A 15,254-nucleotide genomic window follows, 5' to 3' on the forward strand; every position below is an offset into this window, starting at 1 on the left:
CCGGGGGCGGGCGCCCCCCCCCCCGGGCCCGCGCCCCCCCCGCCGGGCGGGGGGGGGGGGGGGGGGGGGGCGGGGGCCCCCCGCCCCCCCCCCCCTCCGCTCGGCAGCCGTCAGCGGGACGGGTCCACCAGGGTCACGCCGGCGCCCGCCGGTCGGTCGAGGTGCGGCAGCCGGGCGGCCGCCTCCTCGAGCCCGACGGTGCGTCCCACGAGCCGCTGGGGCTGCAGCGAGCCGTCCTCCACCAGCCGCATCATCTCGGGGTAGTCCGACGCCGCCATGCCGTGGCTGCCCAGGACGTCGAGCTCCCAGCCGATGACCCGGGCCATCGGGACGCGCGGGTGCCCGTGCACCGGCGGCAGCAGGCCGACCTGGACGTGCCGCCCCCGCCGGCGGAGGCTCAGGAGCGCATCGGCGCAGGTCTGCTCGCTGCCCACCGCGTCCACGGCCACGTGGCTGCCCCCGCCGGTCAGGTCCGCCACGGCGAGCGGGACGTCGGCGCCGTCCGCGGCGACCGTGTGCTCGGCACCCAGGTCCGCGGCCGCGACGAGCGCGGCGGGGTCCCGGTCGACAGCCACCACCCGCGCCCCCATCGCGCGGGCGATCATGACCGCGCTGAGCCCCACCCCGCCGGCTCCCACCACGGTCACCCACTCCCCGGCAGCGAGGCGGGCGCGGCCCACCAGCGCCCGGTACGCGGTCGCGAGACGGCAGCCCAGGCTCGCCGCACTGATGAGGTCGACCTGCTCGGGGACGGCGACCAGGTTGGTGTCCGCGGCGTGCAGGGCGACGTACTCGGCGAAGGACCCCCAGTGCGTGAAGCCGGGCTGCTGCTGGTGGGGGCAGACCTGCGCCTCTCCCGCCCGGCACCACTCGCACCGTCCGCAGCCGCACACGAACGGCACCGTGACCCGGTTCCCGACCGCCCACCGGCGGACGCCCGCGCCGACCTCGGCCACCACCCCCGCGAGCTCGTGCCCGGGCACGTGCGGGAACGCGACCTCGTCGTGGCCGGCCCAGGCGTGCCAGTCGCTGAGGCACAGCCCCGAGGCCACGACGCGCACCACGACCCCGCCGGCCGGCGCCTCGGGCTCGGCCACCTCCCGCACGCGGGGCTGCGCCCGGACGGCATCGACCACGATCGCTCGCACCCCGAGAGGATCCCAGCCGGTGCCGGGGGCCGGAGCAGGCCCGGCATCCGGCCGTGCCACTCGAGCCCGGTGGCCTGCTCGCCGGACGCCCGGGATGCCGCAGGCTCGGGGGGTGCTGCTCCGACGCCTCCCCGCGCGGCTCCCCCGCCGGCTGGTGCACCTCTACCTCGGGCTGGCCGCGTACGGCGTGTCGATGGCCCTGCTGATCCGCTCCGCCCTGGGCAACATGCCGTGGGACGTGCTGCACCAGGGCCTCGCCGACCGACTGCCGCTCTCCCTCGGCACGGTCACCGTGGTCGTCGGGGCGCTGGTGCTGCTGGCCTGGGTGCCGCTGCGGCAGCGGCCGGGGCTCGGCACGGTCAGCAACGTCGTCGTCATCGGGGTCGTCGTGGACGCCGGCCTCTCCGTGCTGGCCGCGCCGTCCGCCCTGTGGGCGCGGGTCGCCTTCGCCGCGGCGGGCATCGGGCTCAACGCCGTCGGCACCGCGCTGTACATCGGCGCGCGGCTCGGCCCCGGCCCGCGGGACGGGCTGATGACCGGCATCTGCGCCCGGACCGGGTGGCCGGTGCGGTGGGTGCGCACCTCGATCGAGGTCGCCGTGGTGCTGACCGGCTGGGCACTGGGCGGCACCCTGGGCCTGGCGACCGTCGCCTACGCCCTGCTGATCGGTCCGCTGGTGCACCCGCTGCTACCGCGGCTCACCGTCCCCGAGGACGCGCCGGCGCGCCGGGTCGGCTGACCAGCCGGGCCTCCGCGGCGGCCCAGTCGGCCGGGGACACCGACGGCCGGTACTCGACCACCTCCTGGGTCGCGCGGAGCAGCGACCGCAGCTCGGTCAGCCCGCCGTCGACCGCCCCGAGCGCGCGGGCCTGGACCAGCGCGTTGCCCAGCGCCGCGGCCTCGACCGGGCCGGCCAGCACCGGCAACCCGCACGCGTCGGCGGTGAGCCGGCACAGCAGGGTGTTGCGCGCTCCCCCGCCCACCAGGTGCACCACCTCGACCTCACGTCCGGACAGCTCGACCGCGCGGCGCACCGTCCGGCGGTAGGCCAGCGCGAGGCTGTCGAGGATGCAGCGCACGGTCTCGGCCTGGCCCTGCGGCGGCGTCTGCCCGGTCTCGCGGCACGCCGCGGCGATGCGGGCGGGCATGTCGCCCGGCGGCAGGAACCGCGGGTCGTCGGGGTCGACGACGGCGGTCAGCGCCGGCACCCGGGCGGCCGCGGCGAGCAGCCCGGGCAGGTCGGCGGGCAGCCCGGCGTCCGTCCACGTGCGCAGCGACTCCTGCAGCAGCCACAGGCCCATGACGTTGTGCAGGTACCGCACGGTGCCGTCGACGCCCAGCTCGTTGGTGAACCCGGCTGCCCGGCTCTCCTCGGTGAGCACCGGCGCCTCGAGCTCCACGCCGACCAGCGACCAGGTGCCGCAGGAGACGTAGGCGAACCGGTCGGTCGCCGTCGGCACGCCGACGACCGCCGACGCGGTGTCGTGCGAGCCGACGGCGATCACCGGCACCGGGCCCAGGCCGGTCTCGGTCCGGACCGCCGGCGTCAGCGTCCCGAGGGTCTCCCCCGGCTGCCGCAGCGGCGGGAACAGCCCGCGCGGCAGGCCGAGCCGGTCGATCAGGTCCGCCGACCACTGGCGCGCGGTCGCGTCGAGCAGGCCGGTGGTCGAGGCGTTGGTGACCTCGGCCCCGACCGCGCCGGTGAGCCAGTGCGCCAGCAGGTCGGGGACGAGGAGTGCCGTCCGGGCGGCCGCCAGCTGCGCCGTGCCCCGTGCCGCGGCGAGCTGGAAGACGGTGGTGAACGGCAGGTGCTGCAGGCCGGTCACCCGGTACAGCTCGTCGGCCGGGACGGCGGCGTGCACGGCCGGCACCGCCGTGGCGTGCCGGTCGTCGCGGTAGTGCACCGGGTTGCCCAGCAGCGCGCCGTCGTCGTCGAGCAGGCCGACGTCGACCGCCCAGCTGTCGATCCCGATCGCGTCGGGCGGGCCGAGGCGGCCGGCGGCGCGCAGCCCGTCGAGCACCCCGGCGTACAGCCCGAGGACGTCCCAGTGCAGCGTGCCGCCGACCCGCACCGGCCGGTTGGCGAACCGGTGCACCTCGGTGAGCTCGACCCGGCCGGCGCCGGCCTCGGCGACCATCACCCGGCCGCTGGAGGCACCCAGGTCGACGGCCGCGACCCGGCAGGTCACCGGAGGAACGCGGCGGCGACGCCCGAGTCGACGGGCACGTGCAGGCCGGTCGTCCGGGTCAGCTCACCGCCGGTGAGCGCGAAGACCGCGTCGGCGACGTGCTCGGGCAGCACCTCGCGCTTGAGCAGGGTGCGCTGGGCGTAGAACTCGCCCAGCTCCTCCTCCTTGACCCCGTACACCGCGGCGCGCGAGGCGCCCCAGCCGCCGGCGAAGATGCCCGACCCGCGGACGACGCCGTCGGGGTTGATCCCGTTCACCCGGATCTGGTGCGGGCCGAGCTCGGCGGCCAGCAGCCGCACCTGGTGCGCCTGGTCGGCCTTGGTCGCGCCGTAGGCGATGTTGTTCGGGCCGGCGAACAGCGAGTTCTTGCTGGAGATGTAGACGACGTCGCCGCCCATCCCCTGCTCGATCATGATCCGGGCGGCCTCGCGGGAGACCAGGAAGCTGCCCTTGGCCATGACGTCGTGCTGCAGGTCCCAGTCCTGCTCGGTGGTCTCCAGCAGCGGCTTGGAGATCGACAGCCCGGCGTTGTTCACCACCAGGTCGACCCCGCCGAAGGCCAGGCAGGCCTCACGGAACGCGGCGGCGACGGCCTCGGCGTCGGAGACGTCGGCGGCGACGCCGATCGCGACGTCGGCGTTGCCGATCCCGGCCGCGGCGTCCTGCGCCCTGGCCAGGTCCAGGTCGGCGACGACGACGCAGGCGCCCTCGGCCGCCAGCCGCTGCGCGATCGCCCTGCCGATGCCGCTCGCCGCGCCGGTCACCAGCGCGACCCGGGGGGCCAGCGGCTTAGGCCTGGGCATCCGCTGGAGCTTGGCCTCCTCCAGCGCCCAGTACTCGATGCGGAACTTCTCGCCCTCGTCGATCGGCGCGTAGGTGGAGACCGCCTCGGCGCCGCGCATCACGTTGATCGCGTTGACGTAGAACTCGCCGGCCACGCGGGCGGTCTGCTTGTTCGCGCCGAAGCTGAACATGCCCACCCCGGGCACCAGCACGATCGCCGGGTCGGCGCCGCGCATCGCCGGGCTGTCCGCGGTGGTGTGGCGGGAGTAGTAGGCGGCGTACTCGGCGCGGTACTCCTCGTGCAGCTCCTTCAGCCGCGCGACGACGTCCTCGACCGGCGCCGACGCCGGCAGGTCGACGACCAGCGGGCGCACCTTGGTGCGCAGGAAGTGGTCGGGGCAGGAGGTGCCGAGCGCGGCGAGCGGCTGCAGCTTCTCCCGGGAGAGGAACTCCAGGACGACGTCGGAGTCGGTGAAGTGCCCGACCTGCGGCCGGTCGGTCGAGGCGAGGCCGCGGATGACCGGGGCGAGCGCGGCCGCCTTGTGCCGGCGCTCGGCCTCGGGCAGCGGCTCGAAGCCGGGGACGACGGCGCCGAACGGCTCCGGCTCGCCGCGCTCGGCGAGGAACCGCTCCGCCGTCCGGATGATCTCCAGGCTGTGCGCCTCGGCCTCGTCGCTGGTGGCGCCCCAGGCGGTGATCCCGTGGCCGCCGAGGATGCAGCCGATGGCCTGCGGGTTCTTCTCGGCGATGGCGGCGATGTCCAGGCCGAGCTGGAAGCCGGGACGCCGCCACGGCACCCACACGACCCGGTCGCCGAAGCACTCGCGGGTGAGCGCCTCGCCGTCGGCCGCGGTGGCCAGCGCGATGCCCGAGTCGGGGTGCAGGTGGTCGACGTGCGGCTGCGCCACGAGGCCGTGCATCGCGGTGTCGATGGACGGCGCCGCGCCGCCGCGGCCGTGCAGGCAGAAGTCGAAGGCATGGACCATCTCGTCCTCGCGCTCGATGCCCGGGTAGACGTCGACGAGGCTGCGCAGCCGGTCCAGCCGCAGCACGGCCAGCCCGGCCTCGGTGAGGGTGCCGAGGTCGCCGCCGGAACCCTTGACCCACACGAGCTCGACCGGCCGGCCGGTGACCGGGTCGGTCGCGGTGCCCTTGGCGGAGGTGTTGCCGCCGGCGTAGTTGGTGTTGCGCGGGTCGGCGCCGAGCCGGTTGCTCCGGCCGAGCAGCTCACTGACCACGGGGTTGCTCACGTTCGATTCCTTCCGGTGGTGACGTGCTGGAGCGGCCGGGGCGCAGGGGCCCGCGGCGCGCGGAGCGTGGCGTGGGGGGCGGTCCGGTCCTTGATCACGCGCCCCAGCCGGCCTGCTGGCCGCCGACGCGCTCGCGGGCGATGCGCTCCTGGTGGCCCGACCGGGCGTAAGCCGCGTAGGGGTCGGCGTCCAGGCCCTTGCTGTCGCGCAGCTCGGCCAGCAGGGGGCGGACGTCGGTGCTGAACGCGTCGGTCAGCGCAGCGTGCGCGGCGAGCACGTCACCGGAGCGCTGGGCGGCGTGCAGTGCCTCGCGGTCGACGAGCAGCGCCTTCGCCGTCGCCTCCTGGACGTTCGTCACCGAGCGGATCTGGCCGGGGACCTTCGGCTCGATGTTGTGGCACTGGTCGAGCATGAAGTTGACGCCGGCGCCGAGCAGGGCGTCGGCCTCGACGATCTCGTTCATGATCCGGAACAGCTGGAAGGGGTCGGCCGAGCCGACGATGAGGTCGTCGTCGCCGTAGTAGCGGGAGTTGAAGTCGAAGGCGCCCAGCCGGCCCACCCGCAGCAACTGCATGACGATGAACTCGATGTTGGTGCCCGGTGCGTGGTGGCCGGTGTCGAGCACGACCTGCGCCTGCTCGCCCAGCGCCAGGCAGTGCAGCAGCGAGGTGCCCCAGTCGGGGACGTCCATCGCGTAGAAGTACGGCTCGTAGAACTTGTACTCGAGCAGCAGCCGGTGCCCCGGGTCGAGCAGCGCGTAGATCTGCTGCAGCGAGTCGGCGAGGCGGTCCTGCCGGCCGCGCAGGTCGTCCTGGCCGGCGTAGTTGGTGCCGTCGGGCAGCCACAGCTTCAGGTCGGTCGACCCGGTGGCGCGCATGACGTCGACGCACTGCGCGTGGTGGGCGATCGCCTTGCGGCGCACGGCCTCGTCGGGGTGGGTCAGCGACCCGAGCCGGTAGTCGTCGTCCTGGAACAGGTTGGAGTTGATCGCCCCGATGGAGACGCCGAGGTCGGCGGCGTGCGCGGCCAGCTTGCCGAAGTCGTCGACCAGGTCCCACGGGATGTGCAGCGACACCCGCGGGGCGACACCGGTGTAGCGGTGCACCTGGGCGGCGTCCTCGAGTTTCTCGAACGGGTCACGCGCGACGCCGGGCTGGCCGAACACCTTGAACCGGGTGCCGGAGTTGCCGAAGGCCCAGGAGGGCAGCTCGATCGTCTGCTCGGCGAGGGCGGCCAGGGCCCGGGTGCGGAGGTCGTCCACGGGTGCTCCAGATGACACGGGCGGCGTCTGAATCGATTCACGCCGCGGTGTGACGCACCCTACGCAGCGCTTTGCTACGGTGTCAAAGCCCGCGACCTGGCGGGTTGAGACGATTCAGGAGCGGCCGGTGACGAGCAGCATCCGCGACGTGGCCGGGCGGGCGGGCGTGTCCGTCGGGACCGTGAGCAACGTCCTCAACCGCCCGGAGCTGGTCAGCGAGTCGACCCGCAGCCGGGTGCTCGACGCGATCGCCGAGCTGGGCTTCGTGCGCAACGAGTCGGCCCGGCAGCTGCGCGCCGGCTCCAGCCGCAGCGTCGGGCTGGTGGTCCTCGACATCGCCAACCCGTTCTTCACCGACGTCGCCCGCGGCGTGGAGGAGGTCGTCGACGCGGCCGGCCTGTCGATGGTGCTGTGCAACACCGACGACCGGCCCGCCCGGGAGAAGGCGCACCTGGCCACCCTCGCCGAGCAGCGCGTGCAGGGCGTGCTCATCACCCCCACCGCCGAGCTCAGCGACGACATCGCGGCCCTGCGCGACCGCGGCATCCCGGTGGTGCTGGTCGACCGGCGGGCGCCGACGGCCGACCAGTGCGCCGTCTCCACCGACGACGTCCTCGGCGGTCGGCTGGCCGCCGGTCACCTGCTCGAGCGCGGGCACCGGCGGATCGCGTTCATCGGCGGGGCCTCCGGGCTGCCGCAGGTCCACGACCGGCACGCCGGCGTGGCCGCCGCCGTCGGGGAGATGCCGGACGCCGGGCTGACCGTCCTCTCCCCCGCCGAGCTCACCGTCGCCGGGGGGCGCGAAGCCGCCGCGCGGGTCATCGGCATCCCCGCCGGCCGCCGGCCCACCGCAGCGGTGTGCGCCAACGACCTGATCGCGCTCGGCGTGCTCCAGGAGATGGTCCGCCACGGCGTCCGGGTGCCCGACGAGTTCGCCATCGTCGGCTACGACGACATCGACTTCGCCGCCGCGGCCGCCGTCCCGCTCACCTCGGTGAGCAAGCCGCGCCAGGACCTCGGCCGCCGGGCCGCGGAGCTGCTGCTCGACGAGCGCCGCGACGGGCACGTGCACGAGCAGCCGGTGTTCGAGCCGGTGCTGGTGGTCCGCGAGTCGAGCATGACCCACCGCGAGCCGGAGGCCGGCCGGTGAGGACCCGCGGCGGAGGAGCCCCATGAGGATCGCGCTGTTCGCCACCTGCCTGGTCGACACCCTGGTCCCGCAGGTGGCGCGGGCGACGGCGACGCTGCTGCAGCGGCTGGGGCACCAGGTCGTCGTCCCGGCGGGCCAGTCGTGCTGCGGGCAGATGCACGTCAACACCGGCTACCGCCGCGAGGCGGTGCCGATCGTCGCCAACCACGTGCGCGCCTTCGCCGGCGCCGAGGCGGTGGTGGCGCCGTCGGGGTCGTGCGTGGCCTCGATCCACCACCAGCAGGCGGCCGTCGCCCGCCGGGCCGGCGAGCACGGGCTCGCCGACGAGGCGGAGGCGCTGGCCGGGCGGACGTACGAGCTGTCGCAGTTCCTGGTCGACGTCCTGGGGGTGACCGACGTCGGCGCCTACTACCCGCACCGGGTCACCTACCACCCGACCTGCCACTCGCTGCGCATGCTGCGGGTCGGCGACCGGCCGCTGCGGCTGCTGCGCGCGGTGCGCGGGCTGGAGCTGGTCGAGCTGCCCGGCGCCGAGTCGTGCTGCGGCTTCGGCGGCACGTTCGCGGTGAAGAACGCCGACACCTCCACGGCGATGCTCACCGACAAGATGGCCCACGTGCTGTCAACGCACGCCGAGGTGTGCACCGCCGGCGACGCCTCCTGCCTGCTGCACATCGGCGGCGGGCTCTCCCGGCTGCGGTCGGGCACGCGGACGGTGCACCTGGCCGAGATCCTCGCCTCCACCGAGCAGGCCGTGACCCCGCACCAGGCCACGACCCCGGCGGTGTCGCGGTGACGCAGACCTTCCTGGGCCTCCCCACCGCCCCGGCGGGTGTGGGCAACCTGCGCGGCGACCGCCCCTTCCCCGACGCCGCCCGTGACGCGCTGCGGAACGGGCAGCTGCGGGCCAACCTGGGCCACGCGACGACGACGATCCGCGCCAAGCGCGCCGCGGTGGTCGGCGAGGTGCCCGACTGGGCGCAGCTGCGCGAGACCGGGCGGGCGCTCAAGGCCGCCACCATGGCCCGGCTCGACGAGCACCTGGAGGAGCTCGAGCGGCAGGTGACCGCCCGCGGCGGCACGGTGCACTGGGCCCGCGACGCCGCCGAGGCCAACGCGATCGTCACCGACCTGGTGCGGGCCACCGGCGCCGGCGAGGTGGTCAAGGTCAAGTCGATGGCCACCCAGGAGATCGGCCTCAACGAGGCGCTGGAGGCCGCGGGCATCGAGGCGCTGGAGACCGACCTGGCCGAGCTCATCGTGCAGCTGGGCGAGGACAAGCCGTCGCACATCCTCGTGCCGGCCATCCACAAGAACCGCGCCGAGATCCGCGAGATCTTCGCCCGCACCATCCCCGGCGTCGACCCCGACCTCACCGACGAGCCGCGCCGGCTGGCCATGGCCGCGCGCGCCCACCTGCGCGAGCGGTTCCTCCGCGCGCGGGTGGCGATCAGCGGGGCGAACTTCGCCGTCGCCGAGACCGGCACGCTGGCCGTCGTCGAGAGCGAGGGCAACGGGCGGATGTGCCTGACCCTGCCGCGGACGCTCATCACGGTCATGGGCATCGAGAAGCTCGTGCCGACCTGGCGCGACCTCGAGGTCTTCCTGCAGCTGCTCCCCCGCTCCTCCACCGGCGAGCGGATGAACCCCTACACCTCGCTGTGGGCCGGCGTGACCCCCGGCGACGGGCCGCAGGATTTCCACCTGGTGCTGCTGGACAACGGGCGGACGGCGGTGCTGGCCGACGAGACCGGCCGCGAGGCGCTGCACTGCATCCGCTGCTCGGCCTGCCTGAACGTCTGCCCGGTCTACGAGCGCACCGGCGGGCACGCCTACGGCTCGGTCTACCCCGGCCCGATCGGAGCGGTGCTGAGCCCCCAGCTGACCGGGGTCGAGGACAACGCCTCGCTGCCGTACGCGTCGTCGCTGTGCGGCGCCTGCTACGACGTCTGCCCGGTCGCCATCGACATCCCCTCGATCCTCGTGCACCTGCGCGCCGAGCACGTCGAGGCCCAGACCCGCACCACCCCCGAGGCGGCGGCCTTCCGTGCGCTGTCCCGGGTGATGTCGCGCCCGCGGTTGTGGCGGCTGGCCCAGCGGGCCGCCGGGCTCGGCCGGTTCCTCGCCCGCGGCCGGCCCTCGCTGCCCGCGGCGCTGCCCCCGCCGGCGAGCGCCTGGACCCGCACCCGCGACCTCCCCACCCCGCCGCAGGAGACCTTCGTGCAGCAGTGGACCCGGGAACACGGGCGATGACCTCCGCCCGCGACGAGGTGCTCGGCCGGATCCGCACGGCGCTCGGCCCCGACCGCCGTCCGCCGGCGCCGGTCGCCCGCCACTACCGCACCACCGACGACCGGCCGCTGCCCGAGCTGCTCGACGTCCTCACCGACCGGCTGACCGACTACCAGGCCACCGTCCTGCGCTGTGCACCCGACGCGATCGGCGCGACCGTCGCGGCCGCCCTGGCCGGGGTGTCCGGGGACGTCGCCGTCGCCCCCGAGGTGCCGGAGGCCTGGCGGCCGGACGGCGCGGTCGAGGACGACGGCCGCCCCGCCGTCGAGCTCACCGCCTTCGCCGCCACGCTCACCGGCGTCACCGTGGCGATCGCCGAGACCGGCACGCTGGTGCTCGACGCCTCCCCGGTGTGCGGCCGGCGGCCGCTGTCGCTGCTGCCCGACGTCCTCGTGTGCGTGGTGACCGCCGACCAGGTCGTCGGCGGGGTGCCCGAGGGGCTGGCCCGGCTCGACCCGCTGCGCCCGCTGACGATGATCAGCGGGCCCTCGGCGACCAGCGACATCGAGCTGCAGCGGGTCGAGGGCGTGCACGGGCCGCGGACGCTCCTGGTCGTGCTGGCGAGCGACTAGCTTGCCGCCCGTGAGCGGACCCGGGCCCTTCGCGGAGCGGCTGCGCCGGCTGCGCGAGGCGGCGGCGCTCACCCAGGAGGAGCTCGCCGAGCGGGCCGGGCTGACCGGCAAGGCGGTGAGCGCCCTGGAGCGCGGCGAGCGCCGGCGGCCGTATCCGCACACCGTCCGGGCGCTGGCCGACGCGCTCGGCCTCGACGACGCGGCGCGGTCGGAGCTGGCCGAGGCGGCGCGGCCGGCGGCGCCCGCCCCGCCGGGTCCGGCCGCCGTCCTCCCCCGGCCCCCGGTCGCGCTGGCCGGCCGGGACACCGACCGGGCCGAGGTCGCCGCCCTGCTCCGCGACGGCGCGCGGCTGGTCACGCTCACCGGCCCGGGCGGCGTCGGCAAGACCAGCCTCGCCCTCGACGTCGCGCACGCCGTGGCCCCCGACTTCCCCGACGGCGTGGTGCTCGTGGAGCTCGCCCCGCTGCGGGAGCCCGGCCTGGTGGTGCCGACGGTGGCCCGCGCCGTCGGCGGGCAGCAGCCGGCGGGGCCGCCGCTGGACGGCCTCGCCGAGGTGGTCGGCGGCCGGCGGCTGCTGCTCGTCCTGGACAACGTCGAGCACGTCCTCGCCGCGGCCGCCGACGTCGCCGCGCTGCTGACCCGCTGCCCCCGCCTCGTGGTGCTGGCCACCAGCCGGGCGCCGCTGCGCGTGCGTGCGGAGGTGGAGCGGCCGGTGGAGCCGCTGCCGGTGCCCGCGGGGGCGGCGGTGGACGCGGTCGCCGCCTCGCCGGCGGCCCGGCTGTTCCTGGACCGGGCGCGCGCCGCCGGGCGGCCCGTCGAGCTGACCGCCCGCTCGGCGGCCGCGGTGGCCGCGATCTGCCGGCGGCTCGACGGCCTGCCGCTGGCCCTCGAGCTCGCCGCGGCGCACGCCCGCTTCCTCGCCCCGGACGCGCTCCTCGCCCGGCTGGACACCGCCGTCGCCGCTCCCGGTGCCCGCGACCTGCCGGCCCGCCAGCGGACGGTGCGGGCCACCCTCGACTGGAGCGCGGCCCTGCTCACCGCCGAGGAGCAGGTGCTGTTCCGCCGGCTGTCGGTGTTCGCCGGGGGCTTCACGCTGGACGCCGCCCAGGCGCTGGCGGGCGAGGGCGACGTCCTCCCGGCCCTGGCCGGCCTGGTCGAGCAGTCCCTGGTCCAGGCCGCCGGGGACCGCTACCGGATGCTGGAGCCGGTCCGGCAGTACGCCGCCGCGCGGCTGGCCGAGGCCGGCGAGGCCGCGGGGGTCACCGACCGCTTCGCCGACGTGCTCGCCGGGTCGGTCACCGGCGCGCGGACCGGCCTCGCCGGCGCCGGGCAGGCCGCCTGGCTGGACCGGCTGGAGGCCGAGCACGGCAACCTCGCCGCGGCGCTGGGCCGGCTGCTCGACCGTGGGCGGGCCGGGACCGCGGCCCGGCTGGTGGCCGACACGTGGATGTACTGGGCGCTGCGCGGCAACGCCGTCGAGGGCCTGACCTGGGCGCGACGGGTCACCGCCGCGGGTGGCGACGGGTTGGACCCGGCCGACCGCACCGCCCTGCTGGTCGCCGAGGCCGGCCTGCGCTACGCCTCGGGTGACATCCCCGGCACCGCGGCCTCGGGAGCCGCCGCCGTGGCCGCAGCGCGGGAGGCCGGCGACGACGGCGTCCTGGCGCTGGCCCTGGTGCTGACCGGTTCGGCGGCGGTGTTCGGCGGCGACCTGGATGCGGCGGCCGCGGACCTGGCCGAGGCCGTGCGGCTGGGCCGCGCCTCGGGTGCCCTGCTCGCCGAGACCCACGCCGTCATGGCCGAGGGCCAGCGGCTGCTGCAGGCCGGCGACCCGGCCGGCTGCCGCACAGCCCTCGCGGAAGCGGAGGCGCTGGCCCGGCGGCTCGGCGGGCCCTTCTCGCTGGCGGCCGTGCTCAACATGCAGGCCACGCTCGCGCAGGCGACCGGCGACGACGCGGGCGCGCTGACCCCGCTCACCGAGGCCGCCGAGCTGGCCGCCGAGGTGGCCACCTCGTGGGGGCTGGCGTACACCCTGCCGGCGCTGGCCGTGTGCGCGGCGCACCGCGGCCGGCACGAGATCGCCGCGGAGCTGTTCGCCGCCGGGTCGGCGACGGCAGAGGCGGCCTCGGTGGCGGCCGCCTACCCGCCGGACCAGGAGGCGGCGCGCCGGTGGCTGCCCGTCGTCCGCGCGGCGCTGGGCGAGGAGGCGTTCGAGCGGGCGTGGCGGCGCGGCCGCGGGCTGCGGCCGGCCGACGTGCCCGCCCTGGCCGCCCGGATCAGCCGCGCACCCGGCTGACGTACCGGCGGTAGCGCCGGGCGAAGACGGTCCGGGCGAGCAGCCGGACCGGTGCCGGGAGGACGCCGAGCATCCGCGCCCGTTCCTCGTCGTCGCAGTCCTCCAGCACCATCCCGAACATGATCGGCAGCTGGGAGCGCTGCATGTGCGCCATGCCGTGCTGGCCCACCGCCTCCCACTCGGCCTCGGACAGGTGCCGGGCGGCCAGCGGGAGGATCTCGCGCTCCTCCTCGGCCAGGTGCTCGAACAGGCCGGCGGCCAGCGCCTCGAGGCCGGCGGCCACCTCCTCGGTCACGGCGGGCCGGGCCTCGGCCTCCCACCGGTCCAGGGCCGGGCGGAGGCGGTCGATCGCGGCGTGCACCTGCTCGTGCTGGGCCTCCATGCGGTGCACGAGGGCGGCGTCCGGCGTCGCGCGCTCGAGCAGCGGCGGCCAGAGCATCGCGTCCTCGCCGGTGTGGTGCAGGTGCAGCCCGTCCAGGCACAGGCGGACGTGGGCGGCCAGGACGGCGGCACGCGCGGTGTCACCGGCGGCCACGGCGCGGACCAGCCCCGGGGCCAGGCCGAACTCGCGGCGGAAGGCGCGGTGCACGATCACCATGTCGTGCGTGTCGGTCAGGGGCGTGTTCGTCGTCTCGGTCATGGCGTCGAGCCTGTCGGCCGGGGTCGTCGCACCCCACCCACACGACCCCCACACCGCCCCCACGAGGGCGTTCTCCGATACCCGGGACTTCGAGTGGCGACACACCCGGGACGGGTCCAGGGTCGGCCGGGTACCAACACACTCCGTATTGAGAGGGGCACTGCCCGTGCACCGACCGATCAGGATCCTGACGTTGGCGGCCGCCACCACCGTGGGGGTCGTCACCGTCGTCAGCCCGGCCGCGGCCGACACCGCCGTCGACACGGCCGCCCTCCGCGCGGCAGTCACGCCCGCGGGGATGCAGCAGCACCTGGAAGGGCTGCGGGCCGCCGCCACCGGCACCCCGCCCAACCGCGCGAGCGGCACGCCCGGGTACGAGGCCTCCGCCCAGTACGTCGAGGGGGTCCTCGAGGAGGCGGGCTACGACTTCACCCGCCAGTACTTCGACTTCGTCGGTTTCACCGAGCCGACACCGGCCAGCCTCTCCGTCGGCGCCACCACCTACGCCCTGGGCACGGACTTCGCGACCATGGAGTACTCCGGCAGCGGGGACACCGACGGCGCGCCCCTGGTCTCGGTGCTGGACAACGTCGAGCCCCCGACCGCCGAGCCCAGCAGCTCCGCCGGCTGCGAGCCGGAGGACTTCCCGGCCGAGGCCGTCGGCGCCGTCGTCCTGATCCAGCGCGGCACCTGCGACTTCGCGGTCAAGGCGGAGAACGCCCTCGCTGCAGAGGCGGTCGGCGTGATCATCTACAACGAGGGCCAGGACGGGCGTCAGGAGCTGTTGACCGGCACCCTCGGGGAGCGCGAGTCCTTCGACATCCCGGTCGTCGGCGCCAGCTACGAAGCCGGTCAGCGACTGCTCGGCCAGGTCGGCTCGCCGGTCGAGCTGACCACCAGCACGGCGTTCAACCCGACGACCACCTTCAACGTCATCGCCGAGCGTCCGGGCGGTCGCACCGACCGGACCGTCGTCGTCGGCGCCCACCTCGACTCGATCGCCGAGGGCCCGGGTATCAACGACAACGGCACCGGCACCGCAGCTCTCCTCGAGATCGCGGAGAACATGCCACCGACGACCAGGAACCACGTCCGGTTCGCCTTCTGGGGTGCCGAGGAGGCCGGGCTGATCGGGGCCACCGAGTACGTCGCCTCGCTCGACGAGCGGCAGTTGCGCGACATCGCGCTGAACCTGAACTTCGACATGCTCGGGAGCCCCAACTACGGCCGGTTCGTCTACGACGGTGACGGCTCGGCGACCGGCACCGACGGGCCGAACGGCTCCGGGTCGATCGAGCGGGTGTTCACCGACTACTTCGCGAGCCAGGGCCTGGCCACACAGGAGACGGCGTTCGACGGCCGTAGCGACTACGGGCCGTTCATCGACGCCGGCATCCCGGCCGGCGGCCTGTTCTCCGGCGCCGAGGACATCAAGACCCCGGAGCAGCAGGTGCTGTTCGGTGGCGAGGCCGGGGTGGCCTTCGACCGCTGCTACCACCAGGAGTGCGACGACCTGTCCAACGTCAACATGACGGGGCTGCACGAGCTGGCCGACGGCGCCGCGCACGCGGTGCTGGTGTTTGCCGAGACCCGGAGCGCGGTGAACGGCACCGCGCAGGGCAACGGCGGCTGACCCCGTCGGAGTCGCTCGGTGACGGTTTCCGTCACCGAGC

At 75.8% G+C, this 15,254-nt stretch carries 12 protein-coding genes; 7 read left to right on the plus strand and 5 right to left on the minus strand.

The genetic code is table 11. The annotated features are described in order from the left end of the window. Nucleotides 1-110: 110 nt before the first annotated feature. Nucleotides 111-1,148, minus strand: coding sequence for a zinc-binding dehydrogenase (locus tag ACI79F_RS24140; protein WP_456546882.1), 1,038 nt, complete (start codon nt 1,146-1,148; stop codon nt 111-113). Nucleotides 1,149-1,260: 112 nt separating this feature from the next. Here ACI79F_RS24140 and yczE point away from each other — a divergent pair, with 112 nt between their 5' ends. Beyond that, nucleotides 1,261-1,887 (plus strand): membrane protein YczE, encoded by a 627-nt coding sequence (gene yczE, locus ACI79F_RS24145; RefSeq protein WP_456546883.1) that lies wholly within the window; start codon nt 1,261-1,263, stop codon nt 1,885-1,887. On the opposite strand, the gene ACI79F_RS24150 is transcribed toward yczE, so the two are convergent. From ACI79F_RS24150 to rhaI, 3 genes are all read right to left on the minus strand, one after another. Continuing rightward, nucleotides 1,847-3,337 (minus strand): rhamnulokinase, encoded by a 1,491-nt coding sequence (locus ACI79F_RS24150; protein WP_456546884.1) that lies wholly within the window; start codon nt 3,335-3,337, stop codon nt 1,847-1,849. The genes yczE and ACI79F_RS24150 overlap by 41 nt on opposite strands. Further along, entirely contained in the window at nt 3,334-5,370 is a 2,037-nt protein-coding gene (locus ACI79F_RS24155; RefSeq protein ID WP_456546885.1) for a bifunctional aldolase/short-chain dehydrogenase, read from the minus strand. Before ACI79F_RS24155 ends, ACI79F_RS24150 begins: the two co-directional genes overlap by 4 nt. 94 nt (nt 5,371-5,464) lie before the next feature. Further along, the gene (gene rhaI / locus ACI79F_RS24160; RefSeq protein WP_456546886.1) at nt 5,465-6,631 is read right to left on the minus strand and encodes an L-rhamnose isomerase; all 1,167 of its coding nucleotides are present in this window, start codon (nt 6,629-6,631) and stop codon (nt 5,465-5,467) included. 127 nt (nt 6,632-6,758) lie between these two features. On the opposite strand from rhaI, the gene ACI79F_RS24165 reads away from it, so the two are divergent. The 5 genes from ACI79F_RS24165 to ACI79F_RS24185 are packed head-to-tail and all read left to right on the plus strand — an operon-like array spanning nt 6,759 to nt 12,941. Continuing rightward, entirely contained in the window at nt 6,759-7,781 is a 1,023-nt protein-coding gene (locus ACI79F_RS24165; RefSeq protein WP_456546887.1) for a LacI family DNA-binding transcriptional regulator, read from the plus strand. 22 nt (nt 7,782-7,803) lie between these two features. Then, nucleotides 7,804-8,577, plus strand: coding sequence for a (Fe-S)-binding protein (locus ACI79F_RS24170; protein ID WP_456546888.1), 774 nt, complete (start codon nt 7,804-7,806; stop codon nt 8,575-8,577). Beyond that, nucleotides 8,574-10,034, plus strand: a complete 1,461-nt coding sequence (locus ACI79F_RS24175; RefSeq protein ID WP_456546889.1) for a LutB/LldF family L-lactate oxidation iron-sulfur protein — start codon at nt 8,574-8,576, stop codon at nt 10,032-10,034. The genes ACI79F_RS24170 and ACI79F_RS24175 overlap by 4 nt, the downstream gene beginning before the upstream one ends. Further along, nucleotides 10,031-10,645, plus strand: coding sequence for a LutC/YkgG family protein (locus ACI79F_RS24180; RefSeq protein WP_456546890.1), 615 nt, complete (start codon nt 10,031-10,033; stop codon nt 10,643-10,645). The genes ACI79F_RS24175 and ACI79F_RS24180 overlap by 4 nt, the downstream gene beginning before the upstream one ends. A 10-nt stretch (nt 10,646-10,655) precedes the next feature. Further along, a complete protein-coding gene (locus tag ACI79F_RS24185) occupies nt 10,656-12,941 on the plus strand; it encodes an ATP-binding protein (RefSeq protein WP_456546891.1) in 2,286 nt (761 codons plus the stop codon). Here the strand turns inward: ACI79F_RS24185 and ACI79F_RS24190 are convergent. Further along, nucleotides 12,922-13,581 (minus strand): hemerythrin domain-containing protein, encoded by a 660-nt coding sequence (locus ACI79F_RS24190; RefSeq protein WP_456546892.1) that lies wholly within the window; start codon nt 13,579-13,581, stop codon nt 12,922-12,924. The genes ACI79F_RS24185 and ACI79F_RS24190 overlap by 20 nt on opposite strands. 193 nt (nt 13,582-13,774) lie before the next feature. Between ACI79F_RS24190 and ACI79F_RS24195 the strand changes: the two genes are divergently transcribed. Then, nucleotides 13,775-15,214, plus strand: coding sequence for a M28 family peptidase (locus tag ACI79F_RS24195; RefSeq protein ID WP_456546893.1), 1,440 nt, complete (start codon nt 13,775-13,777; stop codon nt 15,212-15,214). Nucleotides 15,215-15,254: the final 40 nt, after the last annotated feature.

This window comes from Blastococcus sp. SYSU D00868 (assembly GCF_054050575.1).

Bases quoted from the DNA above. Each gene is read 5' to 3' on its own strand.
- ACI79F_RS24170 (WP_456546888.1), top strand. From the start codon at position 7,804: ATGAGGATCGCGCTGTTCGCCACCTGCCTGGTCGACACCCTGGTCCCG.
- ACI79F_RS24180 (WP_456546890.1), top strand. From the start codon at position 10,031: ATGACCTCCGCCCGCGACGAGGTGCTCGGCCGGATCCGCACGGCGCTC.
- ACI79F_RS24190 (WP_456546892.1), bottom strand. From the start codon at position 13,581: ATGACCGAGACGACGAACACGCCCCTGACCGACACGCACGACATGGTG.